This is a genomic window from Pseudomonas sp. 01L34 (genome assembly GCF_056400265.1).
Genome location: NZ_JBFTSX010000002.1, coordinates 681,405 through 704,517, shown reverse-complemented (window position 1 = coordinate 704,517; position 23,113 = coordinate 681,405). Strand labels below are relative to the sequence as shown.

Below are 23,113 nucleotides of genomic sequence, written 5' to 3'. Positions count from 1 at the left end.
TGTGCCTTGATTTGATTTAGATCAACAGCAAGCCCTCGTGGGCGGATGACTTTATAAAGGATATGACACTCTTTTGAGGTATGCCCCTCATGAACATCAATAAGGCGATCTTGGGCCGTCGCTCGACACGGGAGTACACGACAGAAGCGGTTGATGAAGACATCATTCGTCGTTTGATCAGTGCCGCTGCGCAGGCGCCCAGCGCGATGAACCAACAACCGTGGACATTTACCGTCATACGCGACCAGAGCCTGCTGGATCGGGTCTCGCGCGAAGCGAAGGCTCACCTGTTGGCGACGATACCCCCCGAGGCCCAGCCCGAGCACTTCCATACGTTGCTCGATGATGAGAACTATCAAATCTTCTACCACGCGCCGGTACTCATCCTGATTTCGGGAACCGCGCCGGGTCAGTGGGTCGTCGAAGACTGCGCACTGGCTGCCGAGAACCTGATGCTCGCGGCCTACGCTGAAGGGCTGGGTAGTTGCTGGATCGGTTTTGCCCAGGGGTTTCTCGGTACTGCGCAAGGAAAGCATGCACTTGGCCTTCCCACCGAGTGGACGCCAGTGGCAATCATCGTGGGTCACCCGAAATCTGCCCCCGCGCCCGTGCCCCGGAATGAACCCGTGATCCGCTGGATTGGGTGACAGCACCGTGGATAACGATTGTTGGCCGCTCCTCTTACGGGGCAGCTCGACCGTTTATCCACTTGCCCGACGGTCTGCCTGTTTTCTGATGTGGATCAGATACGCCCCCAGGCCGACTCCTATTCTCGAATCAACCCACGGTATCGAGATGAACTGAAATGAACAGATCAAGCCTGATCGGCCAATGCATTTTGATGGCGGCAAGCGTGTTGCTGGTGCCCTCTACCAGCGTCTTCGCCAACCCGCCGACGTCTGCTGCGCAAGGTGGTATGTATCATCGTTTTCAGGATTTCGACTGGGTCAAATACACGCAACAAACCCTGGACGATCTCAAGGGCAAGCTCAATCTCAAGCCGGAGCAAATGGCTGCCTGGGACACATGGGCCACGGGGGTCATGGCGGACGCCAATCAGCATCAGGAAAAGGCCAAGGCCGAACGTGATGAAAGCGCGAGCACGAAGAGGGCGTCGACGGATGAAACGACCCCCGAAAGAATGGCCAGAGAGATAGAGCGTTTGCGCACACAAACCAAGTGGATGGAGGCGCATCTGGAGCGCATGGATGCTGCGCTGGTGCGTACCAAAACTTTCTACGGGGTATTGGATGCTGAGCAGAAAACCATTTTCGACCTGTTCTGGACGGTGGTGCATCACCGGCTCTACGGCAATGACCGTTGGCAGATGCCGATGCACATGTTCAGACCACGAATGATGGAAGGCGACCAGGACGAAAAAAGCAAACCGTAAGCGCTACTCACTGTTCGATTACGCATGTTGCGCCGTCATCGCGCGGCGCCATGCCGCCAGACTTCAATACAAAACTCCCTTTCGTAAGGGGGCACGTTGCATTCGACGATGTCAGTGGCGGCCACTTGCAGATGCACGCCGACGATATCGGCATGGATCGGCTGCTGGCAGACGTGCCGGTCGACCAATACGGCCGTGTAGACCCGACGAGCACCGAGTTGCGCCAGATACGCGCAGGTACGCAGGAGCGAATGGCCTTCAAACAGCACATCGTCGACAACGAGCAGGGTGGTGCTGGCAAGGTCCAGCTCGCCCAGCTGCGGGTTTTCGGTCAGTTCGGTGTGGGCATGCAGCACTTTGAGGTCATCGGCATAGCGCTTGACCTTCAAGGGGTAGAGCGGCAGTCCTGGCTGGCCGGTCTGATGTGACAGATGCTGCTGTAAACGCTGCGCCAGAGGTTCGCCGCGGCGCTGGATGCCAATCAGTGCCGTTTGAGTGGGCGGCAACAGTGCCGCGGCCTGGCGCGCCATTGCCTGCAACACCGAATCGAGTTCATCGCTGTCGTACAAGCGCAATCGCGGGCTCGCAAGTAAGGTCGGCATGGCAATCTCCCGTCGAGAGCCGCTGTCCAATGTCGGCAACGTAACCCATCGGTCCCCAACCCGATTGATATTGATCAACTATGGCGAAATGAACGGCCAAACCCATTGCGCATCCACGGCGGGCCTGGCGCGCGAGCTTGATAAAAATCAACGACAAGGAGACTCCAGCGGAGGATTTTTAATAAAAACTGATGCTTGATCCCGCAAGGACGTGGAGAGGTCAAGGCTGTGTGATACGAACCGACAGGTGTGCTCGCCTGGGGAGGTTTTCAAGTGATTTATAGTCCCTCAACGCAAACCCTCCTGCGTGACCGGGTTGATGCCGGTCGAAGGCTGGTGGAGCCGTTGCTCAAATACGCTCATCGACCCGATGTCATCGTTCTCGCCTTGCCCCGTGGCGGCGTGCCGGTGGCCTATGAAATTGCCACGGCCCTGGAGGTTCGCCTGGACCTGATGCTGGTCCGCAAGCTCGGGGTGCCATTCCATCAGGAGTTCGCCATGGGCGCGATTGCCAGTGGCGGTATCCAGATCGTCAATGACGATACGCTGCGGGCGAACCGTATCGATCAGCGCACGCTCGATAACGTGGTGGCACGGGAAACCCAGGAGCTGTTGCGTCGCGAGCGCCTGTACCGGGGCTCGCGAGCCCCCTTGGCGCTCAAGGATCAGGTGGTGATTCTGGTCGACGATGGCCTGGCGACCGGGGCCTCGATGATGGCGGCGGTCCAGGCGGCGCGCCTGCAAGCACCGTCGCGGATTGTCGTCGCCGTGCCGGTGGCGCCACCGGAGACGGTAGAGGCGCTGTTTAGCGAAGTCGATGAGGTGATCTGCCCGCTCACCCCCGAGTGGCTGATGTCGATCGGCAATTGGTATTTGAATTTTTCCCAGACCTCGGACGAAGAAGTCATCGATCTTTTGCATCGGGCCTGGCGCAGAGAATCCGGCACGAGTGCTTCCGGTCAGGAGAACTCCGATGTTTGAGCTTCGCTATCGAAAGCTGGACCTGGGGAACGTGGAGCTGTCTGCCGACTTGCGTCTGCCGGTGCACGCTGGCGGCCTGGTGGTGTTCGTTCATGGCAGCGGCAGTGGTCGTTCAAGCCCGCGTAATCAACAGGTTGCGCTGTCGCTGGCTGAGCGGGGGTTGGGTACGTTGCTGTTCGATCTGCTCACGGAGCCAGAGCAATACCTGGATAACCAGACCCGGGAATTGCGTTTCAATATTGCGCTGCTGTCCAACCGACTGGTGAAGGTGATCGACTGGATTGGTCAGGACGCCGAACTGCAACCGCTACCGATCGGATTGTTCGGCGCAAGCACCGGTGCTGCGGCGGCACTGTTGGCAGCGGCCGAGCGGGCGGACGTGGTGCATGCGGTGGTGAGCCGGGGAGGGCGGACCGATCTGGCGGGTGAGGCGCTGTCCCGCGTGAAGGCGCCGACCTTGCAGATTGTCGGCGAGCGGGATCCGGTGGTGCTCAACCTCAATGTGCAAAGCAGTCGCGCCCTGCAGTGCGAGCAGCGCCTGGAAGTGGTGGCGGGCGCGACACATCTTTTTGAGGAAGCAGGAGCCCTCGAAGAAGTCGCCAGACTGGCCGGCGACTGGTTCGAGCAGTATTTGCGACGGTAGTCATCCCACGCAGACGACCACCGTCCGATGCCTGTCATATGCCGAATGGAAAGGTTTCGTCTTCCGGTTCCAGCGCCTGGCTTTTCGGCAGGGGCAACGCTGTTACCGGTTGCGTCTGTTCAATCCAGACCATGGCGTCGAATTGTTCGGTCAACACTGACTCGAAGTAATGGCTGAAGCGTTCGCTCGCGGGTCGATAAATTACACCGATGGCCCGTTCCAGCAGCGGTTTGGACAGGGCCCGGCGCAGCTCTTTTCGCTGTGGATCCCGCCAGTCGGTCAATGAAGCCGGGACGCCGGCGTCGAGGAACTTGCGCTCCCAACTGTCTGGCCGGGAGGGCCGGATGTCCTTGATGAGCATCTCGCAATCCCAGTCGTCGGCCGCGGCCACCTGGCCACGGTCGGTGCTCATGCCGATCAGAACCACATCGCGCCCGTAGGCATTGCGGCACAGTTGACCGATATTGAACTGATCTTTCCAGCCCATCTCCGTCGCGGCCGCATTGCCGATATGGGAGTTGTGCGCCCACACCACGGCCTTGGCTTGCGGACCGCGGTGTTCGAGCAACACACGTAACGTGTCGAACATGTGCCTGTCACGCAGGTTCCAGGAGGCCGTCGAACCTCGATAAATCGCTCGGTAATATTGTTCCGCCGCCAGGATGACCCGGGCGTTCTGGGTCGCATCGAAGAACGCTTCATCGTCCTTGATATCCCCGGCCAGTTGCTCGGCGAGCATGGCATTGAGCTGTTCGACCACCGCATGCTCGCAGGGCATTATGCCGTCGCGTTCGACGAAGTGGCCGTACAGCGCAGGATCATCCTGCCACGGGGTCAAACAGCCATAGCGACGCCGTGCTTCGTGTGCCAGTTGCGGGTCGACACGGTCCAGATAGCTCAGCACCTCATGGATGGAATTGCGCAAACTGTAAACGTCCAGACCGCGAAACTCGACGCGCTGTTCAGGTGCGTGTTGGTGGTTGTATTGATGCAGCCAATGGGTGAACGCTCTCACATCGGTGTTGCGCCACATCCAGGTCGGGAACCGGCTGAAAATGTGCCGCGTCCACGCCGAGCGCGCCAACCCTCTGACATAACGGTCTACATGGCCCGCGTCCGGCCAGTCTGCTTCAACGGCCACGATATTGAATCCGTGTTGCTCGATCAGCCGTTGGGTAATCGCCGCCCGGGTCCGATAGAAGTCACTGGTGCCATGGCTGGCTTCACCGATCATCACCACGCGCGCGTCCGCGAAGCGGTCGAACATTTCGCCAAAGGTCGATGAACTCAGTTCCGGCAGGGGTTCGGCGTATTGGCGCAAGAGCGGGACGATGGAGGCCTCGTCAATGTGGGTATGCGTGCCATACAGCTGGTTCAGCATGTTCTGGGAAGGTGTGTTCATGAACGTCATCCCCATAAGGGTGGATTGCCCGACGTGCGATGCGGCGCGGCATCACGTCGACTGTCAGGGCAGGGCTCGCACGGGGTTGTTTTCGATCCATTCGACGTCGCGGGCCTGTACCGCCTCTTCAATCATTCCTACGCCTGAATGCTGTCGAGCATTTGAGTTTTATCAATAGTCGGTGCACGAAATGGCCGATGAGTGTTCGGTTGCTGTCTGACCTATATCAATGCCGGGAAGGCTGGATCGGTAATGCTGATTTCATGAAGCCTGTGCGATGGGAGTCATGCCATGAAGCACGCTGTCGCGCCTTTCCAGGCACCTTCGTCGGCCTTGCCGCCCCCGACCAGCGGCGGTCAGGTGGTCGACAACGATCATATCGCTGCGGTTTTTGATGAAATCGCTGACCTGCTGGACATCGAGGACGCCAATCCCTTCCGGATCCGGGCTTACCGCAATGCAGCACGGACCCTGAGGGCGCTGACCTTTGACGTGGCGAAAACCCTCGCTCGTGGCGAGCCGCTACCCAAACTGACCGGGATCGGGGTTGATCTTGCCGGCAAGATCAATGAAATCGTGACCACCGGTGATTGCTCGCTACGCCAACGCTTGCGTTCGACATTGCCACCCGGGCTGGTCGGGCTGCTTTCCATTGCCGGGTTGGGACCCAGGCGCGTCAAAAACCTTTATCACGACCTGGGTATCGAAACTGCGCAGCAACTCTGTCTGGCCGCTCAACAGGGTCGCATTCGCCATTTGCCCGGCTTCGGTGAGCGGATGGAAGCGCGGCTGCTGAGTGCCGCGCAGAAGGGGATCGGAAAGGATCGTCGTTTGCCGTTGGCTTTGGTTGAGCCGATGGCGCGCAGACTGACCGAATACCTGCAGCAGATGCCGGGAGTCGAGCAAGCAACCACTGCCGGAAGCCTGCGACGCATGCGCGACACCGTCGGCGACATCGATATTCTGGTGGCGGCAGCGCCTTCGGTGGATGTCACCACGCAGTTCATCAGCCATCCGGACATTTCCACCGTACTGGTCAAGGGGCACACGCGTGCAAGCGTCATGCTGAACTCAGGCATGCAAGTGGATGTGCGTGTCGTCGAGCCGGCGGTGTATGGCGCTGCACTGGTGTATTTCACCGGTAGCAAGGCTCATAACATCGCGATTCGTCAGAGGGCTCAGAAGCTGGGGCTCAAGCTCAATGAATATGGCGTGTTCCGGGCCAAAAATCGCCTGGCCAGCACCACCGAGGTTTCGGTCTATCAGGCATTGGGCTTGCCGTGGATCACGCCGGAACTGCGCGAAGACCGTGGCGAAGTCGCTGCGGCATTGGCCGGCCATTTGCCTGGGCTGATTGAGTTGACCGACCTCAAAGGCGACCTTCATGCGCATACCCGCGCTTCGGATGGAGGCAACAGCCTGGAAGAGATGGCGCTGGCGGCCCGGGAGGCTGGGCTGGAATACCTGGCGATCACCGACCATTCACAGTCCCTCAGGGTGGCCCATGGGCTGGGAGTCGAGCAATTGTTGAAGCAAATCGACCAAATCGATGCGCTTAACAGCCGCTTGCAGGGCATGACGTTGCTCAAGGGTATCGAGGTGGACATTCTCGAAGACGGCCACCTGGACCTACCCGACGATATCCTGGGACGTCTGGATCTGGTGGTGGGCGCCGTCCACAGTCATTTCGGCCTGACGCTGCGTCAACAGACCCAACGCCTTCTCAGGGCCATGGACCATCGCTACTTCACCATCCTGGCCCACCCCTTGTGTCGCCTGATCAACGAACGCGACCCGCTGAACCTGGACCTGCCGGCAATCATCAAGGCTGCCGCTCAGCGTGGTTGCTGCCTGGAACTCAACGCGCAACCGCAACGCATGGATCTGTTCGACCTGCAGTGCCAGTACGCCAAGGATGAAGGTGTGCTGATCAGCGTCAATTCGGATGCACACCGCGCCGCTGATTTCGCCAACTTGCGTTATGGCGTCGCTCAGGCACGCCGAGGCTGGCTGGAAAAACATAACGTGATCAATACCCGCTCGCTGGCCGAGCTCAAGGCATTGGTTGGTCGTTAAGAGCACCACAACGTTCAGGAGATGAAGGGCGAGGTTGTCTGGTACCCATAAAAAACCCCTTGTCGGTTTCCCGACAAGGGGCAGGCCCGGGACTCAGTTGCCTTTGATCTGCACGACCTTGTCAGCCTTCAGGGCTTCAGGCTTTTTCGGCAACGAGATGCTCAGTACGCCTTTGCTGTAACTGGCTTCGATCTTCTCTGCATCCACCTCTTTGGGCAGGTTGAACATCCGTTCGAAGGAGCCATAGCTACGTTCGCTGAGATGGTAGCCTTTCTTTTTTTCTTCCTTCGTTTCTTGCTTTTCCCCTTTGATGATCAGGCTGCCATTGGACAGTTTGATCTCAATGTCTTTCTGATCCATGCCGGGAAGCTCGGCAGTGATTTCGAAGCTTTTATCTTTCTCGACGATGTCTACCGCAGGCATGCTCTGACCGATCAATTCCCGGTCCCACAAGGGGGCGACATCGAACAGTCCACGGTTGAACAGCGACAACCCCGAGCCAAGACTGAAGTCTTCGAACAGATGGTCGACCTGTTGCCGAAGCTTTTCGAAGGGGCGCATCAGATCAGTTGTCTTTGGGCGCTGAGCGGTTTTCGCTTCGGTATGAACGGGTACTTTCTTCACGGAGTTGCTCATTTTCTTTTCTCCTCTTGGCGAATAAGGTGAACCGAAACATTGGTTTTGCGGCCCACCACGACAAAACAAGAACATCCTCACAAGGCCAGTGTTCCGGACCACAACATCCAGCCGGCGATGGCTGCCGCCACCCAGATAATGATCAACAGTCCCGTCTCGGGGCCGTTGAGCGCTTGTCCCTGACGAGCCTTCAGGGTGCCCAGGTAAATCAACGAGCCGGGGGCGTAGAGCAAAGCACTGAGCAACATGTATTTAGGCCCGGCGGCATACAGCAACCACAGGCAATACAGCGTGGCGACCGAGGCAATGGCCATGTCACGCAGTTGCAGGCCACGGTGGCCAGCGTAGGTCTGGCCCTGCAAAGTCAGTTTCAATGCGTACAAACCGCTGAACAGGTACGGCAGCAGAATCATCGAAGTGGCCAGGGAAATCAGGGTCAGGTAAGTGGCGCTCGAGTACAGCGTCAGCAGCAGGAACAGTTGTATGCAGCCGTTGGTGATCCACAGCGCATTGGCGGGCACGCCACGGGTGCTCTCCATGGCGAGCGTACCCGGCATGACCTTTTCCTTGGCGGGGGTGAATATCGATTCGGCTGCCAGCAGCGTCCAGGCGAGCAGGGCGCCACCGACTGAAATGATCAAACCGATGCTGATCAGCATCGCGCCCCACGGCCCGACAACTGCCTCAAGTACGCCCGCCATCGAAGGGTTTTTCAGGGTCGCCAGCTCCGGTTGTCCGAGAATGCCCAGCGACAACAGGGACACCGCAATCAGCAGCAACAAGGTAATGACGAAACCGATAACGGTGGCACGGCCGACATTGACGCGTTCGGCCGCACGGGCGGAAAACACGTTGGCACCCTCGATCCCGATGAACACCCAGACGGTCACCAGCATGGTGCTTTTGACCTGATCCAGCGTGTTGCCCAGTGCGGGAGAACCCCAGAAGTCGGCCATGAAGGTTTTACGCTGGAAGGCCGCGATCACCAGCCCGATAAACAGCAGCAAGGGCACGACTTTGGCCAGTGTGGTCAGGGCGTTGGCTTTGGCCGCGGTGCGCATGCCCCGCAGGATCATCCAGTGCAATGACCAGAGCACCACGGACGCCCCGACAATCGCCGCTTTGTTGTTGCCTTCGCCAAACAGCGGGAAGAAAAAACTCAGCGCGGAAAACAGAATCACCATGTAACTGACGTTGCCGACCCAGGCGCTGATCCAATAGCCCCAGGCGGAGTTGAAGCCGAGGAACTCACCGCCCAACGCCCGGGCATAGGCAAACACGCCGTTGTCCAGGGTCGGCTGACGGCTGGACAAGGTTTGATAGACCAGTGCCAGCGACAGCATGCCGACGCCGGTGATCAGCCAGCCAATCAGGATGGCACCGGCACCCGCACTGGCGGCCATGTTTTGCGGCAGGCTGAAAATGCCGCTGCCGATCATCGAGCCGATCACCAGAGCCGTCAGCAGGCTCAGGGACAGGCGCTTAGGCTCCAGTTGTCGCCAACTGCCGGCCAGGGGTTGGGGGGCAGTCGGCGGGAGAATCGGTTGCGTGCCGTGCAGATGAGTCGCCATGTCAGGCCTCCACGAAACGAAAGAATGAGCGCTGACCGCAGACACGGCGGTGTGAACGCTGACTCTAAATGTCTACGTGAACGGCCCCTGGCTGTTTGATTTAAATCAGAAAGAAAGCACACAGCGATTTTGTCCCGCAGCGGCCATTGCGCTAACGCCAGACGAGGCTTCAATTGATAGCGCGCAGCGAACATGCCGGGCATTCCAGACCTAAGCTCTACCCATGACGGCGATGAGCCGCAGGCATTTGTACAACGAGGGCTGCGCAGCGTTTCTTGAGGAACCCACATCGATGTTCAGTAAGTGGCTGGACCCGGTTTTATTGCTGCTCACCACCCTGACCCTGCTGGCCGGGGGCATTGCGCAGCTTGCTCACAAGTCTGACTGGGCCTCGATTTGCTGGGCCGCGGGCAGTCTGGTGATGGCCCTGGTGCTGCTCGTCGAGATTGTCAGGCGCCTGGCCCGGCGCGAAGCGGGTGTGGACCTTATCGCTCTGCTGTCGATTGCCGCCGCGTTGTTTTTTCAGCAGACGCTGGTGGCGGCGGTGATTGCCTTGATGCTGGCGTCGGGGCGCATCCTGGAGTTCTTCACCCAACAGCGCGCCGAACGCGAACTGCGTGCGCTGGTCGACCGGGCGCCACGCGTTGCCTGGCTGCAGGAGAACGGCAATTTACGGCAGATTCCGGTCGAGCAGATCCAGCCGCATCAGACGCTGCTTGTGCGCCTGGGGGAAGTGGTACCGGTCGATGGCCGTCTACTCAGCCCCACGGCGATTCTTGACGAGTCGGCGCTCACCGGCGAGTCATTGCCGGTCACCCGCCTGGAAGGAGAGCTACTGCCCAGCGGGGTGACCAATGTCGGTACGCCAATGCTGCTGACAGCCACTCGAACCGCAGCGCAGAGCACCTACGCCGGGGTCGTGCGCCTGGCTGAAGCCGCACGGCAATCGCGCGCGCCTTTTGTGCGTTTGGCCGACCGTTACGCGTTGTTCTTCATACCGCTGACATTGCTGATTGCCGGCATCGCCTGGTACCTGAGTGGCGACTCGTTGCGCGCGCTGGCGGTTATGGTGGTGGCCACGCCTTGCCCGTTGATTCTGGCCGTGCCGATTTCGATCATGTCAGGTATTTCCAGGGCAGCGCGGCGCGGGATCCTGATCAAGGACGGCGTCACCCTGGAAGCGCTGGCCGAGGTCAAGCAAGTGTTTCTCGACAAGACCGGCACGTTGACCAGCGGCCACGCCCGTCTGCAATCGATCGAGACCAACGGAGCGCTCGATCCACAGCGTCTGCTGTGTCTCGCCGCTTCGCTGGCACAGGCCTCGACGCACCCCATCTCCCAAGCCATTGTCGAGGCGGCCTGTCAGCGTGGATTGCCGCTCAGCGTGCCGCAGGCGGTCGAGGAAAGTCCGGGCTCCGGTCTTTGCGGGTTGATCGATGGTCTGCGGGTGCGTTTCGGCACGTTGTCCTTTGTTCAGAATGAATCACCGGTTGGCGACTGGGCCGCCACCATGTTGCGCCGCATGGATTACCTGGCGTGCAGCGGCAGCTTCGTTGAAGTGGATGGGGCTCTCGCGGGCCTGCTGATCTTCTCCGACAAGCTGCGTCGGGAAACCCCGCTGACCCTGCGCCGACTGCGCAACAGAGGCATCGAGCGGATCGTCATGCTCACGGGCGATCGCGTGGAAACCGCCGAGATGATTGCACTGTCGGCCGGGATCGACGAGTTGCGCGCCGGGTTGAGTCCTGGGGACAAGGTGCGTGCGGTACAGGATGCCTGCCAGCATGCCAGCACACTGATGGTCGGTGATGGCATCAACGATGCCCCCGCCCTGGCGGCGGCCAATGTCGGGGTGGCCATGGGGGCGAGCGGTGCCACGGCGTCCGCGCAAGCGGCGGGCGTGGTGCTGCTGGTGGATCGTCTGGACCGTCTGGTCGAGGCGCTGGACATCGCCCGTCAGACTCGCCACATCGCCCGTCAAGGCGTATTGGCCGGCATGGGCATGTCTGTGCTGGCCATGGGGGTAGCCGCCTTCGGCTACTTGCCACCGCTGGTCGGTGCCGTGGTGCAGGAGGGTATCGACGTGGTGATCATCTTCAATGCCTTGCGTGCATTGGGGCCGTTACCGGGTTTGCGCCAACGCAAGCTGGCCGCCGAGCATATCGATCACCTGCAGGACGAACACGACCAGCTCGCTTCGGTACTCAGCGATCTGCATCAACTGGCAAGCGACTTCGCCCAGCGCCCACTCGAGCAAGCGCAGAGCGACTTGCTGGCGCTGGTAAAAAACCTGCAGGAATCACTGGCCCGCCATGAACGGGACGACGAAAAAAACCTGTATCCGCTGTTGACGCAAAGCCTGCCCGGCGAGGACCCCATGTCGGCGATGAGCCACGTCCACCGCGAGATCTTTCGCCTGATCCATTTGCTGGCGCGCATGAGCACGGATTTCAGTGCCGACCCTGCAACAGCTTCTGTCGATGAGATCCAGCATCAGTTGATCCGCCTGGATACCCTCGTGCGGCTGCACTTCGATCAGGAGGAAGAGTTGTTTCGTTACCTTGATAAGCGTTGAAAAGCCATACAGCGTCAGTGGAGGGCCACCGAATGGCAACCGGCGACCAACTGCTTGAGCCCGTGCAGGTTCAGGATCTTGACCTCACGACCGGCTATTTCCACCAGCTCCTGTTCCCGCAGATGGGCGATACCCCGGCAGATGGTTTCCAGGCGCAACCCCAGGTAGGAGCCTATTTCGTCGCGCCGCATCTTGAGTATGAATTCGCTGGATGAGTAGCCACGCATGCTCAAGCGTAGCGACAGGTTCAGCAGAAAGGCGGCCAGACGCTCATCCGAGTTCATGTTGCCCAACATCATCAGCAGATCGTGATCGCGGACGATTTCACGGCTTAGAAACCTGTTCAGGTTGTGTTGCCGTGCCGGCAGCTCCTGGTATCCCGGGGAATTACAGGTTCCCCGGGCTCATTGACTCAGGCAATGCGCAGATGATCATCCACTTGCCTCACCCCCGGTACTGACCAGGCGGCACGTTCGGCGATCTGACGCTCACGCCACAAATGAACCTTGCCTTCCAGCTTCACCACATCGCCTTCGACCTTGACGTGAATTGCCTTGGCATCGACTTCGGCATTGCGCTTGAGGGCTTCTTCGATACGACGCTGGATATCCTCCACGTTCACTTGCGGACGAAGGACGAGCCGATTGTCCACGCCTACCACCCCCGACAGCTTGCGCACAGCCATCTCGGCGGTTTCTTTCTGGTACTGCCAGTCCACTTCGCCTTCAAGGGTGATCCACCCTTTCTGCACGATGACTTTGATGTCCTGCTCAGGAATGTCGGAGCTCCAGGTGAGGATATTCAAGGCGCGGGAGGCAATGGCGTCGTCCGCCGTGCCCGCGCTTTTCATCGGCCTGACCTGAATTTCTTCGGCCACGGCCCGTACCCCTTTTATGCTTTTTACCGCGCGTTCCGCGCTGACTTTTTGCGCGTAGCTCTTAACGTGCCCGGTGAGCGTGACGACGCCATTGTCCACGGTCACACCGATGTTGGCGGCATCGATCTCAGGCTGGAATTCAAGCTCATCCATAATGCTCTGACGCAGACTCAAGTCGTTCATGGTGATGTCCTTTGTCTGAAAGGTTGGTAGGCCAGGTGCGAAACAGCCCTCTACAGTTCCTCAGGTGAAACCACCCAGACACTGCACGGCATTTTGTACAGCAGATGCTCCACCGTGCTGCCCACCAGTCGACCCACGCCCCGGTGGCCGACCCGGCCCATGACAAGCACGTCGATGTCGTAGGCATCGGCGTATTGGGTAAGAACCTTGGTCGGGTTGCCCATGATCATGTGCTGTTGCTCTGGCGCAATACCATTGCGCTCGGCCAGTTCACGGAAGGCATCGGCCTGAGCATCAAACAGTGTCTTGGCTTTGCCTGGGGAAAACAGCGCTGAGCTACTGTCGAAATCGAACTCGTCCGCACTGAGGGATGAAAGATCGTGGGCGTAGATCACGTCGAGCTGAGCGTTACAGGTGCTGGCCAGTTTCGAGGCCTCGCGCAAAATCCTGTCGTTGAAATCCTTGTACTGGGTATTGCTATGGAAGGGATCGACCGCGGCGACGATTTTGCGCGGCAGCGCGTGCTTCACGTGGCTGACAAAATGCAGCGGTACCGGGCATTCGCGCAGCAAATGGATATCCAGGGGCGTGAACATGATGCGTGACAGCAGCGACTCGTATTCCAGTGCCTTGATCAGTACCGCCATCGGCTGTTCTTTGAGATGAATGAGGATTTCCTGCAAAGGTCGTTCAACCCAGATCACCTCCGTGGTGACGGGCACCCCGATTTTACGCAAGGGGCGGGCCTGTTCTTCGAGCCATTGCCGATGGCGCTCGACATACCCCAGCCGCATCTCCTCCAGCGCTTGTTCGTTGACCATGCTCGCCGTTGCCAGCCCTTGCAGGTAATCGAAGGCGACGATATGCAGGGCCGCGCCCGAGGCCTTGGCCAATGCAGCGGCGCGGTCGAACGCGGGGCTGTTTTCCATCAGGGGCGAGACGACCAGCATGAAGCGTGATTGCTCAGACATGACCAAACTCCCGTCAATAATCGTAGATATTCCTGTACTCACTGGCACCCCTGCGTTTGGGCAGTGGTCCTCTGGCTTTTATCCTGCCGCTGACCGGGGGGCCGGGATTGATCTTTATCAATCTGGCGAGTGATCCAGCTTGCTGCCCGACGTGTGGCGGGGGGCGCCAGGTCCATCTATAAAACATTGACCACTATCAATCTCTCCTGCGTCATGCCGGTGCAGTCTTGGGGTTGTGGCTTATACCCGGACAGGAGTCATATGAACGAAACCTTGGGCCTGACAGGGGCGGCAGCTGCGCTGGGGATCGGCATGCTCGTCGGCCTTGAACGTGAACGGCACAAGGGGCGGGGGGACAGTCGCGCCTGTGCCGGATTGCGTACGTTCGCGATCACCGCGTTGCTGGGTTATGTGGCGATGCAAATCGGTGGTGGTTTGCTGGTGGGCATCATGGCGGTTTCGGTGGCCTTGCTGGTCACTGTGGCTTACTGGCGAAGCCTGGGCACTGACCCTGGTGTCACCAGTGAAGTGGCGTTATTCACGGTATTGGCACTGGGGGCGTTGTGTAACAGCGCGCCCGAACTGGCCATCGCCATCGGCGTGGTGGTGGCGGGGCTGCTGACGTATCGCCAGAAACTGCATCATTTTGCGCGCAGCCAATTGACTGAAAGGGAGATGCGCGACGGTCTGGTGCTGTTGGTCGCTGCCCTGGTGGTGTTGCCATTGGCGCCGGATCGCTTTATCGGCCCCTATGCCGCCATCAATCTGCGCACCATTTGCACCCTGACGGTGTTGCTGATGGCCGTCGGGGCGGTCGGGCATATTGCCGTTCGTACCCTGGGTGCCCGTTACGGCTATGTGGTCAGCGCCATCGCCTCCGGGTTTGCTTCCAGCATCGCGACCATCGCCGCGATGGGGCACCTTGTCGCCAAGGAGCCGGGCAACATCAAAGTCTTGAGTGCGGCAGCGATGCTGTCCAACCTGGCGACCATCATTCAGGTCGGTCTGATCCTGGGGGCGGTCGACATCGGTCTATTGCGCTACATGTGGGGGCCGCTGTTGTTGGGTGCCGCCGCCACGGCGCTGTATGGCTTGAGCCTGATGTTGCCCAAACCTGCGAGTGGCGACAATCAGCCGGTCAAGGTCGGCGGTGCGTTCAACCTCAAGCTGGCGTTGGTCATCGCACTGACCATGACCGGCGTTACCTTTGTGTCTTCGATGGTGCTCAATCACTTTGGCGAAGTGGGCGTGATGGTCACGACGACGCTCACCGGTTTCGCCGATGCCCATTCTTCGACGGCGTCCATTGGCGCCCTGGCCAAGGCCGGACTGTTGCCGTTCGACGCCATTGCCGGGCCCACGCTGGTTGCCATCAGCAGTAACTCCCTGAGCAAATGCCTGGTGGCCTGGGTCAGCGGTGGGCGACGGTTCGCCGCGTATGTCATTCCCGGCCAGGTCTTGCTGACGTTGGCGATGTGGGTGGGCATGTTGCTGCATTAACGGGCATCCGAGCGCTGTAGCTGACAAAGATCAAGTCGCCCGAATCTGCCGCGATCACTCTAGGGTTCTACTCATTGCATCGAGATGGCCGCGTGCCGAGGTGTCCCATGTCGCAGACTCAGCGTTTACTGTTGATCGCCCCCCATTCCATGACCCGTACTCCGGCGTTCGACCGGGCCGCCGCGTTGGCCCGCGCGATGCAATCGCCGCTGCACATCGTGGCATTCGATTACTTGCAGGCCTTGGCCGTCGCCGGCCTGTTCGCCCCCGAGCAAATTGCCCAGGCCCGGGAAGGCTATTTGCAAACCCATCGGCAATGGCTTGCCGAGCAAGCCCATTTGATAAGCAAACACGGCGTCGAGGTCACCAGCGAGGTGGTGTGGGTACAGCACCCTTACGAGGAGATCCTGCAATTCGTCAACGAGATGTCGCTGAGTCTGATCATCAAGGATGCCCAGGAAGAGTCGGCGTTGAAACGGGTGTTTTTCACCCCGCTGGATTGGCAGTTGTTGCGCGATTGCCCGGTGCCGGTGCATCTGGTGACCAACGCCCGGAACGCGCGGCCACGTAACGTGCTGGCCATCGTCGATGTGCTGCGCAGCGAAGAGCAGGACCTGGTGTTCAATGACCAGATTATCGACGCCGCCACCAAGCTGGCTGAACAGTGTGAGGCGCAGATCGAGTTGGTGCATGCGTATGACTGGACAGCCGTGTATGCCCTGGACATGGGCGTTGGCGCACTCCCGTTGGCCTCCGGTCTTTATGAAGCCATGGGCACGGCGCAACACCAGGCGTTCACGGCACTGGCCGAGCGTCACGGCGTGCCGTCGCAGCGTCGGCACTTCATCGAAGGTGCGCCAGTGCCGAGTATTTGCAAGTTCGTCGAGGACCATCACACCGATGTCATTGTGATGGGGACGGTGCAGCACTCGGGGTTGAACAAGCTATTGGGGACCACTGCCGAACAGCTCTTGCACCGGGCCCCTTGCAGTGTGCTGGCGATCAAACCCGACAGGTCGTTGTAACCCTGAACGTAGACTTGCCCCACGGCGGACCGTTGGCCGGTACGTCGTGGGGCAATCGGCTTTTATGACATGTACAGACGATGGATGACCTGACGACTGTCGTTGGGGTCATTGTGCCGCTCGAAACCCATGGCTTTGGCCAGGTCGCGCATGGGGGTATTGCTTGCAGCATCGATCGAATACATCTGATTAAAGCCGTTTCTGCGGGCGGCCTTGATCAGATGCTCCATCAAGGCGGTGCCGAGGCCCAGATGCTGCCATTCATCGGCGACTGTCACCGCGCACTCACACTCATGTTCCGACGTGGCGGCGTAGCGGCTGATGCCGATTTCGATCAATTTGCCGTTTTCGTGAACCAGCGCAATGTAAGCCATGCGCTGTTTGTTATCGGTGTCCATCAACTGATCGAGCATGGCGGCGCCGGGCTCGTTGATCTGCGCGAGAAAACGCATGTGCCGGGACTCGGGCGACAGGCGCTTGATGAAGGCGTATTCAAGTTCGCGGTCCTTTTCCAGCAGTGGCCGGATCAGCACATGGCGGCCGTCCTTGAGCGCTTCGATCCAGTATTTTCCGGGGACTGCGGCATAGGCGGCCGCGGCCCGATCATTATGGTCTTTGACAGTGAGCATGGATGATCCTCCATCTTGTTTGAAAGGTCGGTGCGTATTCACCCATCACGCGGTTGATTCCTTTCTACGCCACTGGCAGCCCTTGAATCTGATCTGGATCAGACACCCGTCACGAGGGCATTCATTTGCGGGTATTTGATGTAAATCAACCTCGGGGAGGGGGCAACGGGCGCAGTCTTGGCCCATGCCGGCGGGTAAGGGACCGGTTTCGAGCGGAGGTGTGAGATGGGGCAATATCAACGTTTGTTACTGATCGCCGACCGGACCCTGCATCAGTCTCCTGCCTTGCTCCGGGCCGTCGCGCTGGCCAAGGCGAGCGGGGCCGCGCTGGATGTGCGGGCCTTTGTCGATCCGGCACCGATTGTTCATTTATGGGAAGAAAAAATCGACGAGGCGGGGTATCAGCGTTATCTGCGCCACTGTCATCGTTGGGTGGCCGACGAGGTCGAGCGGCTCAGCGGGCAGGGCGTGGACGTGACGGTTGAAGCGGTCTTCACCACCCATCCGTTGCTGGACATTTTGAAGGCAGTCGAAGACCTCAAGCCCGACCTGCTGATCAAGGATGTCACCCTGGAACCGGCGCTCAAACGGGTGTTCATCACTCCGCTCGATTGCCATCTGCTGCGCGAATGCACGATCCCCGTGCACCTGGTCAATCAGGTCCGTTACGGGTTGCCGCACCGGGTCGTGGCCGCCGTGGACCCGTTCGATCCGGCGACGCAAATCAGTGGCCTGAACGACACCATCATCCAGACGGCCAACGCACTGGCGCTGCAATGCGATGCACCGCTGCACCTGCTGTACGCCTATGACTTGTCGCCGGCGTTCAATGGTGATGCGCCGCTGATCGCCGGTGGCTGGGGCATGGACTTCGTCGAGGAGTTGCGCGAATCCCTGCACCGGGCGTTTATCACCCTGGCGGATCGCTACGGTGTTCCTCCCGAGCGTCGGCACTTTGTCATGGGCCTGCCGGTGCCGGTGATCAGCGAGTTTGTCGAGCAATACCTGGCGGATGTGGTGGTGATGGGCACTGTCCATCGCGTGGGGATCGACCGGTTGATTGGCAGCAACACCGAGCGGGCGTTGTACTCGGTACCGGGCAGCATTCTGGCAGTCAGGCAGCCGGGTTCGAGCGTCGCGCGGTAAGCCGATCGCTGGCCGGCCATTAGTTGATAAAAATCAGAGCCGCATGGCGAGAGCCCCCCGATACTTGAGCCACAACCTGAAGCTATCCAGATGAGGTGGGTGAGGGTGAAAATTCAACGTTTGCTATTGATTGCCCCGACCGAAATGGTCCGCACCCCGGCGTTCGATCGGGCGCGGGCCCTGGCCTGTGCAACCGGTGCGATGCTGCACATTGTCGCTTTCGATTATGTCCAGGCGCTGGCGGCGGCCGGCCTGTTTGACCACGACGCCATGGCCCAGGCGCGGGAGGGTTACTTGCAGGTACATCGTCAATGGCTGGAGCAGCAAGCCCGGTTTCAACGACGCGAAGGCGTGCAAGTGAGCACTGAAGTGGTGTGGGCCAGACCAACCCTGGCGCATCTGCTGGAGTACGTGAATGACTTTCATGCAGACCTGGTGATCAAGGACACCCACCGCGTATCAGCCCTCGATCGCGCCTTCCATCGTCCGCTGGACTGGCAGTTGCTGCGCGACTGTCCAGCGCCCTTGCACCTGGTCATCGATGCCACAAATCCCAAGCCGTTGAGCATACTGGCGACCATCGATTTGTCCCATCTGGAAGAACTGACCCAAGGGCTCAATGACCGGATTCTCGACTTGGCCTCGAGCCTGGCCGAACCCTGCGGCGCCACCTTGCACCTGCTCAATGTCAGCGGCTGGTCGGAGCTGGGCGAGGCGCAAGTGAATGTGCCGACGGCGACTCTCGATGGCAGTTTGGGAGACGTGGTCAACGATGCCCAGTTGGAGGCCTTTGAAGCGCTTGCCGAACGCTACGGAGTCGAGAAACAACGGCGCCATCTGCTGCCAGGCATCCCTCCCAAGGTCATTGCCCATTTCGCGCAACAACATGCCTTCGACATGGTGGTGCTGGGAACGACCTACCATCGCGGGATCGATATGTTCATCGGCAGTACGGCGGAAAGCGTATTGAACCGGTCGCCTTGCAGCCTGACGATCATCAAGCCATTGCCGCGGCTCGACAGAGAATATGAACCAGTGTGACCTAGATTGATAAAAATCAACTGCCCACAAGCGCAAAGGAGCGATCAATAGTGCTCCATGAATGCTCAAGGAAACGGCCATGCGAATGACATTTCTCGGTGCTGCGGGCACGGTCACGGGTAGCAAGTATTTGCTGGAACATCGCGACCAGCATGTGCTGATCGATTGCGGTCTGTTCCAGGGCTATAAACAACTGCGCTTGCACAACTGGGACCCGTTCCAGTTGCCGGTTCGCGACCTCGAAGCCATTGTGCTGACCCACGCTCATCTGGATCACAGCGGCTACCTGCCGGTGTTGGTGCGCAACGGTTATCGCGGCCCGGTGTATGCGACGCCAGCCACCTGTGAACTGGTGAAAATCCTGCTGTGCGACAGCGGCCGCTTGCAGGAAGAAGAGGCCGAGTTCGCCAATCGCCACGGCTTCTCCAAACACTCTCCGGCCTTGCCGCTGTACACCGAGCAAGACGCCGAGCGGGCATTGAAATTGCTGCGGCCGGTGCAGTTGCACCACCGGGTCGACATTGTCCCGGGGATGAGCATTCTGTTGCGCGGTGCCGGGCATATTCTGGGCGCAGCGACCGTGGAAGTCGTCGCCGATGGCATGACCCTGGTGTTTTCCGGGGATCTGGGGCGGCCGAACGATCCATTGATGTTTGCCCCGGAGACGATCGAGCAGGCCGATTATCTGCTGGTGGAGTCGACCTATGGTGACCGTCGGCATCCCGACGAGCCCCCGGAGGATCAACTGGCCGAGGTCATCACCCGTGCCGCGCTGCGCCATGGTATCACGCTGGTGCCATCGTTCGCGGTCGGTCGCGCGCAGTTGCTGATGTATCACCTGTATCGCTTGCAACAAAAACGCGCGATTCCCGACCTGCCGATCTACCTCAACAGCCCCATGGCCACCGACGTCACGCGCTTGTACCAGCGCTTTCGCAGTGAACACCGGTTGTCCCTGGAAGAGTGCGAAGGCATGTGCCGTGTCACGCGTTTTGTGCGCTCAACCAGAGATTCCATCGAGCTGGACCAGCAGCGCACACCCGCGGTGATCATCGCCGCCAGCGGCATGGCCACTGGCGGGCGGGTGCTGCACCACCTCAAGGCGCTGGCGCCCAACCCACTCAATACGCTGCTGGTGCCGGGCTTTCAGGCGGGCGGCACCCGCGGCGCGCAGATCATCGCAGGCGCCCCGTCGGTACGTATTCACGGCAAGGACGTGCCGATCCGCGCCGAAGTGGTGCCGATGGAAACCCTGTCCGCACACGCCGACTGCGATGAAATCATGCTGTGGCTGCGCGGCTTCAAGCGGCCACCGAAACACACCTATGTGGTACATGGCGAACCCAATGCCTCGGATGTATTGCGCCGGCGCATCAGCCTGGAGCTGGGCTGGTCGGTCTCGGTGCCGGAGTACCGCGACAGCGTGGAGCTGACGGGGCCTCTTTAGTGCTCTGGCCACTATAGAAAAGGGGCTCTAAAAAAAGCCCCTGGCCGATTCGTTTCGCCACGCGAGCCGTCTATTTCGAGAACTTTCGTGCCCCGGCCACGCAAAGAATCACCGCCACGGTCACCCCCAGCATGGCAAGGCTGACCTGCTCATGCAGCAACGTGGCAGCCAGTGCCAAGCCGAAAAACGGCTGCAGCAACTGAAGCTGGCCGACGGCGGCAATCCCGCCCTGAGCCAGCCCGCGGTACCAGAACACAAAGCCAATCAACATGCTGAACAGCGAGACGTAAGCCAGGCTCAACCACGCAGGCGGGGTAATTGCCGAGAGCGAAGGCGGGGCCAGCAACCAGGTCAACGGCGCCATGACGGGCAGCGACAGCACCAGCGCCCAGGAAATCACCTGCCAGCCTCCCAGAGTCTTGGAAAGCTTCGCACCTTCGGCATAGCCCAACCCACACGCCAGGATCGCCAGCAACATCAGAATGTCTCCTGCAGGAGAGGCCGTCAGGCCTTGGGAGACGGCAAACCCCACCACCAGCAGGCTGCCCAGCACCGAGAAGAACCAGAACACCGGCCGGGGCCGCTCGCCGCCGCGCCAGACCCCGAACGCTGCGGTGGCGAGCGGCAACAGGCCAACGAAGACGATGGAGTGCGCAGACGTTACATATTGCAGCGCCAGTGCGGTCAACAGCGGAAACCCTAATACAACGCCCAGGGCCACGATGGCCAGGGAGAGCAACTGATGCCTGGCCGGGCGTTTTTCCTTGAACAGCAACAGCAAACACAGCGCCACAATGGCAGCGATACTGGCCCGGGCAACCGTCAGGAAGACCGGGTCGAACTGTAGAACGGCCACCCGTGTCGCCGGCAGCGAGCCGCTGAAGATGAGCACGCCAATGAACCCGTTGAGCCATCCGCTCGCGGTCCTTTCCGTGGTGTGCTGTTGCAGGTTCGATGTGCGTTCCATTCTGGATCCCCTTCATGCTCAGGTTGCATGGAAGGCATCGTATGGACGAAACTCAATACAATCAAAATATTGTCATGGATACATCTGCTCATGCCTCGTTCCCGCTACAAATCACTGGTGGATACGTTTGCCGCGGATATTCGTTCAGGGCGCCTGTTGCCGGGCACACGCTTGCCGACTCACCGTCAGTTGGCGACCACGGAAGGCCTGGCCCTGGTGACGGCTAGCCGGGTCTATGCGGAGCTGGAAGCCATGGGCCTGGTCAGCGGGGAGACGGGGCGGGGGACGTTCGTCAGGGAAACCTCATGGTCGCCCAACCAGGCTATCGATCAACACAGCGTTGCCGCCGGCATGACCGACCTGAACTTCAACTATCCGGCGCTTCCCGGGCAGGCCGAATTGTTGCGCAATGCCCTGCGTCAGCTCGCCTCGGCAGGTGATCTGGAAGCGTTGCTGCGCTACCAGCCACACGCCGGGCGACCCCATGAGCGCGCCGCTGTGGCGCGCCATCTGCGCGTTCGAGGGCTGACGGTCGAGGCTGAGCAAGTGCTGATCGTCACCGGCGCCCAGCAAGGGCTGGCGGTGACGATGATGGCGCTGTTGCAACCCGGTGACGTGATTGCCGCGGACGCGTTGACCTACCCGGGGTTCAAGGCCCTGGCCGACACGCTGCACCTTGAAATCGTGCCCATTCCGGTGCTCGATCACGGGCCTGATCTGCAAGCGCTGGAAAGCCTGTGCCGGCATCGACGCGTGCGGGCCGTGTACACGATGCCGACCCTGCACAATCCGCTGGGCTGGGTGATGAGTGCCGAGCAAAGGGAATACCTGGTGACGATTGCGCGCCAGCATGGGCTGCTGATCATAGAAGACGCCGCTTACGCCTTCCTCGCCGAAAATCCACCCGCGCCGCTGGCGGTACTCGCCCCCGAGAGGACGATTTATGTGTCAGGGCTCTCCAAAAGCGTGGCCACCGGACTGCGCGTCGGCTTCGTCGCCGCCCCCCTGCAGAACGTGCCCGCGCTGGAGCGCACAATCAAAGCGACCACCTGGAATACCCCGGGTGTGATGACGGCGATTGCCACCACCTGGCTTGACGACGGCACCGTCATGCAACTGGAAGCCGAAAAGCGCCGGGACGCGCAGGCCCGGCAAATCGTGGCCGGCGAGGTACTGGCGGGGCTGCGCTGTATTCGCCACCCCTCGTCGTATTTTCTTTGGCTGCCATTGTCGGAAGACGCACGGGCCGACCAGATCGCCATGGCGTTGATGCGGGAAAACGTCTCGGTTTCAACCGCCGAACCGTTTGCCACATCGGCCAACGTTCCACATGCGTTTCGCCTGGCGCTGGGCTCCGTGGAGATGGGGGCGCTCAGGGAGGCGCTGGAGAAAGTGAAGTGGGTGGTTGGGGCTTATACATAGTCTCGTTATTACCGAAGAGTATGTGC

20 protein-coding genes and 1 pseudogene are annotated in these 23,113 nt (G+C 60.1%); 12 read left to right on the top strand and 9 right to left on the bottom strand.

The genetic code is table 11. The features are described 5' to 3' along the window. The first annotated feature begins 89 nt into the window (after nucleotides 1–89). Both AC1DQM_RS07800 and AC1DQM_RS07795 read left to right on the top strand, forming a co-directional pair. Nucleotides 90–647 (top strand): nitroreductase family protein, encoded by a 558-nt coding sequence (locus tag AC1DQM_RS07800; RefSeq protein WP_477745965.1) that lies wholly within the window; start codon nucleotides 90–92, stop codon nucleotides 645–647. A gap of 158 nt (nucleotides 648–805) precedes the next feature. Continuing rightward, nucleotides 806–1,393: a Spy/CpxP family protein refolding chaperone gene (locus tag AC1DQM_RS07795; protein WP_477744304.1), complete on the top strand. Its 588-nt coding sequence runs from the start codon at nucleotides 806–808 to the stop codon at nucleotides 1,391–1,393. 35 nt (nucleotides 1,394–1,428) lie between these two features. On the opposite strand, the gene AC1DQM_RS07790 is transcribed toward AC1DQM_RS07795, so the two are convergent. Further along, nucleotides 1,429–1,995: a phosphoribosyltransferase family protein gene (locus AC1DQM_RS07790; protein WP_477745964.1), complete on the bottom strand. Its 567-nt coding sequence runs from the start codon at nucleotides 1,993–1,995 to the stop codon at nucleotides 1,429–1,431. 276 nt (nucleotides 1,996–2,271) lie between these two features. Between AC1DQM_RS07790 and AC1DQM_RS07785 the strand changes: the two genes are divergently transcribed. Together AC1DQM_RS07785 and AC1DQM_RS07780 are read left to right on the top strand one after the other, a co-directional pair. Beyond that, nucleotides 2,272–2,976, top strand: coding sequence for a phosphoribosyltransferase (locus AC1DQM_RS07785; protein WP_032834042.1), 705 nt, complete (start codon nucleotides 2,272–2,274; stop codon nucleotides 2,974–2,976). Further along, on the top strand, nucleotides 2,969–3,619 hold the full coding sequence (locus AC1DQM_RS07780; RefSeq protein WP_477744302.1) for a dienelactone hydrolase family protein: 651 nt from the start codon (nucleotides 2,969–2,971) through the stop codon (nucleotides 3,617–3,619). The genes AC1DQM_RS07785 and AC1DQM_RS07780 overlap by 8 nt, the downstream gene beginning before the upstream one ends. A 34-nt stretch (nucleotides 3,620–3,653) precedes the next feature. On the opposite strand, the gene AC1DQM_RS07775 is transcribed toward AC1DQM_RS07780, so the two are convergent. Continuing rightward, nucleotides 3,654–5,021 (bottom strand): erythromycin esterase family protein, encoded by a 1,368-nt coding sequence (locus AC1DQM_RS07775; protein WP_477745963.1) that lies wholly within the window; start codon nucleotides 5,019–5,021, stop codon nucleotides 3,654–3,656. 291 nt (nucleotides 5,022–5,312) lie between these two features. Here AC1DQM_RS07775 and polX point away from each other — a divergent pair, with 291 nt between their 5' ends. Beyond that, nucleotides 5,313–7,097 carry a DNA polymerase/3'-5' exonuclease PolX gene (gene polX, locus AC1DQM_RS07770; protein WP_086945365.1) on the top strand — a complete coding sequence of 595 codons (1,785 nt, stop codon included), beginning with the start codon at nucleotides 5,313–5,315 and terminating at the stop codon, nucleotides 7,095–7,097. A gap of 93 nt (nucleotides 7,098–7,190) precedes the next feature. Here polX and AC1DQM_RS07765 read toward each other — a convergent pair whose 3' ends face one another. Together AC1DQM_RS07765 and arcD are read right to left on the bottom strand one after the other, a co-directional pair. After that, complete coding sequence (locus tag AC1DQM_RS07765; RefSeq protein ID WP_477744299.1) at nucleotides 7,191–7,733, bottom strand: Hsp20/alpha crystallin family protein; 543 nt, start codon at nucleotides 7,731–7,733, stop codon at nucleotides 7,191–7,193. A 77-nt stretch (nucleotides 7,734–7,810) separates the two neighbouring features. Continuing rightward, complete coding sequence (gene arcD / locus AC1DQM_RS07760; protein WP_477745962.1) at nucleotides 7,811–9,304, bottom strand: arginine-ornithine antiporter; 1,494 nt, start codon at nucleotides 9,302–9,304, stop codon at nucleotides 7,811–7,813. A gap of 292 nt (nucleotides 9,305–9,596) precedes the next feature. Between arcD and AC1DQM_RS07755 the strand changes: the two genes are divergently transcribed. Continuing rightward, entirely contained in the window at nucleotides 9,597–11,879 is a 2,283-nt protein-coding gene (locus AC1DQM_RS07755; protein ID WP_477745961.1) for a heavy metal translocating P-type ATPase, read from the top strand. A 14-nt stretch (nucleotides 11,880–11,893) separates the two neighbouring features. Here the strand turns inward: AC1DQM_RS07755 and AC1DQM_RS07750 are convergent. The 3 genes and pseudogenes from AC1DQM_RS07750 to AC1DQM_RS07740 all read right to left on the bottom strand — a co-directional run. Continuing rightward, a pseudogene (locus AC1DQM_RS07750) lies at nucleotides 11,894–12,253 on the bottom strand (helix-turn-helix domain-containing protein); the annotation flags it as partial. Nucleotides 12,254–12,291: 38 nt separating this feature from the next. Then, nucleotides 12,292–12,939 carry a BON domain-containing protein gene (locus tag AC1DQM_RS07745; RefSeq protein ID WP_477745960.1) on the bottom strand — a complete coding sequence of 216 codons (648 nt, stop codon included), beginning with the start codon at nucleotides 12,937–12,939 and terminating at the stop codon, nucleotides 12,292–12,294. A gap of 50 nt (nucleotides 12,940–12,989) precedes the next feature. Continuing rightward, nucleotides 12,990–13,910 carry a universal stress protein gene (locus AC1DQM_RS07740; RefSeq protein WP_018928184.1) on the bottom strand — a complete coding sequence of 307 codons (921 nt, stop codon included), beginning with the start codon at nucleotides 13,908–13,910 and terminating at the stop codon, nucleotides 12,990–12,992. Between the two features lie 261 nt (nucleotides 13,911–14,171). Here AC1DQM_RS07740 and AC1DQM_RS07735 point away from each other — a divergent pair, with 261 nt between their 5' ends. Both AC1DQM_RS07735 and AC1DQM_RS07730 read left to right on the top strand, forming a co-directional pair. Then, entirely contained in the window at nucleotides 14,172–15,410 is a 1,239-nt protein-coding gene (locus tag AC1DQM_RS07735) for an MgtC/SapB family protein (protein ID WP_086945371.1), read from the top strand. A 107-nt stretch (nucleotides 15,411–15,517) separates the two neighbouring features. After that, the gene (locus AC1DQM_RS07730) at nucleotides 15,518–16,435 is read left to right on the top strand and encodes a universal stress protein (protein ID WP_018928182.1); all 918 of its coding nucleotides are present in this window, start codon (nucleotides 15,518–15,520) and stop codon (nucleotides 16,433–16,435) included. Between the two features lie 62 nt (nucleotides 16,436–16,497). Here AC1DQM_RS07730 and AC1DQM_RS07725 read toward each other — a convergent pair whose 3' ends face one another. Continuing rightward, nucleotides 16,498–17,064 (bottom strand): GNAT family N-acetyltransferase, encoded by a 567-nt coding sequence (locus AC1DQM_RS07725; protein WP_086945372.1) that lies wholly within the window; start codon nucleotides 17,062–17,064, stop codon nucleotides 16,498–16,500. A 225-nt stretch (nucleotides 17,065–17,289) separates the two neighbouring features. Here AC1DQM_RS07725 and AC1DQM_RS07720 point away from each other — a divergent pair, with 225 nt between their 5' ends. From AC1DQM_RS07720 to AC1DQM_RS07710, 3 genes are all read left to right on the top strand, one after another. Then, nucleotides 17,290–18,210: a universal stress protein gene (locus AC1DQM_RS07720; protein WP_096480723.1), complete on the top strand. Its 921-nt coding sequence runs from the start codon at nucleotides 17,290–17,292 to the stop codon at nucleotides 18,208–18,210. Between the two features lie 105 nt (nucleotides 18,211–18,315). Further along, nucleotides 18,316–19,251: a universal stress protein gene (locus tag AC1DQM_RS07715; RefSeq protein ID WP_477745959.1), complete on the top strand. Its 936-nt coding sequence runs from the start codon at nucleotides 18,316–18,318 to the stop codon at nucleotides 19,249–19,251. A 79-nt stretch (nucleotides 19,252–19,330) separates the two neighbouring features. Further along, nucleotides 19,331–20,698: an MBL fold metallo-hydrolase RNA specificity domain-containing protein gene (locus AC1DQM_RS07710; protein ID WP_477745958.1), complete on the top strand. Its 1,368-nt coding sequence runs from the start codon at nucleotides 19,331–19,333 to the stop codon at nucleotides 20,696–20,698. A 70-nt stretch (nucleotides 20,699–20,768) separates the two neighbouring features. On the opposite strand, the gene AC1DQM_RS07705 is transcribed toward AC1DQM_RS07710, so the two are convergent. Then, entirely contained in the window at nucleotides 20,769–21,665 is an 897-nt protein-coding gene (locus AC1DQM_RS07705; protein WP_477745957.1) for a DMT family transporter, read from the bottom strand. A 90-nt stretch (nucleotides 21,666–21,755) separates the two neighbouring features. Between AC1DQM_RS07705 and AC1DQM_RS07700 the strand changes: the two genes are divergently transcribed. Beyond that, nucleotides 21,756–23,087, top strand: coding sequence for an aminotransferase-like domain-containing protein (locus AC1DQM_RS07700; RefSeq protein WP_138867167.1), 1,332 nt, complete (start codon nucleotides 21,756–21,758; stop codon nucleotides 23,085–23,087). The last annotated feature ends 26 nt before the right edge of the window (nucleotides 23,088–23,113 follow it).

Excerpts from the sequence above, each read along its gene's own strand:
- arcD (WP_477745962.1), bottom strand. The coding sequence starts at position 9,304 with ATGGCGACTCATCTGCACGGCACGCAACCGATTCTCCCGCCGACTGCC.
- AC1DQM_RS07745 (WP_477745960.1), bottom strand. The coding sequence starts at position 12,939 with ATGAACGACTTGAGTCTGCGTCAGAGCATTATGGATGAGCTTGAATTC.
- AC1DQM_RS07735 (WP_086945371.1), top strand. The coding sequence starts at position 14,172 with ATGAACGAAACCTTGGGCCTGACAGGGGCGGCAGCTGCGCTGGGGATC.
- AC1DQM_RS07730 (WP_018928182.1), top strand. The coding sequence starts at position 15,518 with ATGTCGCAGACTCAGCGTTTACTGTTGATCGCCCCCCATTCCATGACC.
- AC1DQM_RS07740 (WP_018928184.1), bottom strand. The coding sequence starts at position 13,910 with ATGTCTGAGCAATCACGCTTCATGCTGGTCGTCTCGCCCCTGATGGAA.
- polX (WP_086945365.1), top strand. The coding sequence starts at position 5,313 with ATGAAGCACGCTGTCGCGCCTTTCCAGGCACCTTCGTCGGCCTTGCCG.
- AC1DQM_RS07755 (WP_477745961.1), top strand. The coding sequence starts at position 9,597 with ATGTTCAGTAAGTGGCTGGACCCGGTTTTATTGCTGCTCACCACCCTG.
- AC1DQM_RS07705 (WP_477745957.1), bottom strand. The coding sequence starts at position 21,665 with ATGGAACGCACATCGAACCTGCAACAGCACACCACGGAAAGGACCGCG.
- AC1DQM_RS07790 (WP_477745964.1), bottom strand. The coding sequence starts at position 1,995 with ATGCCGACCTTACTTGCGAGCCCGCGATTGCGCTTGTACGACAGCGAT.
- AC1DQM_RS07800 (WP_477745965.1), top strand. The coding sequence starts at position 90 with ATGAACATCAATAAGGCGATCTTGGGCCGTCGCTCGACACGGGAGTAC.
- AC1DQM_RS07795 (WP_477744304.1), top strand. The coding sequence starts at position 806 with ATGAACAGATCAAGCCTGATCGGCCAATGCATTTTGATGGCGGCAAGC.
- AC1DQM_RS07780 (WP_477744302.1), top strand. The coding sequence starts at position 2,969 with ATGTTTGAGCTTCGCTATCGAAAGCTGGACCTGGGGAACGTGGAGCTG.
- AC1DQM_RS07725 (WP_086945372.1), bottom strand. The coding sequence starts at position 17,064 with ATGCTCACTGTCAAAGACCATAATGATCGGGCCGCGGCCGCCTATGCC.
- AC1DQM_RS07720 (WP_096480723.1), top strand. The coding sequence starts at position 17,290 with ATGGGGCAATATCAACGTTTGTTACTGATCGCCGACCGGACCCTGCAT.
- AC1DQM_RS07775 (WP_477745963.1), bottom strand. The coding sequence starts at position 5,021 with ATGAACACACCTTCCCAGAACATGCTGAACCAGCTGTATGGCACGCAT.
- AC1DQM_RS07710 (WP_477745958.1), top strand. The coding sequence starts at position 19,331 with ATGCGAATGACATTTCTCGGTGCTGCGGGCACGGTCACGGGTAGCAAG.
- AC1DQM_RS07765 (WP_477744299.1), bottom strand. The coding sequence starts at position 7,733 with ATGAGCAACTCCGTGAAGAAAGTACCCGTTCATACCGAAGCGAAAACC.
- AC1DQM_RS07700 (WP_138867167.1), top strand. The coding sequence starts at position 21,756 with ATGCCTCGTTCCCGCTACAAATCACTGGTGGATACGTTTGCCGCGGAT.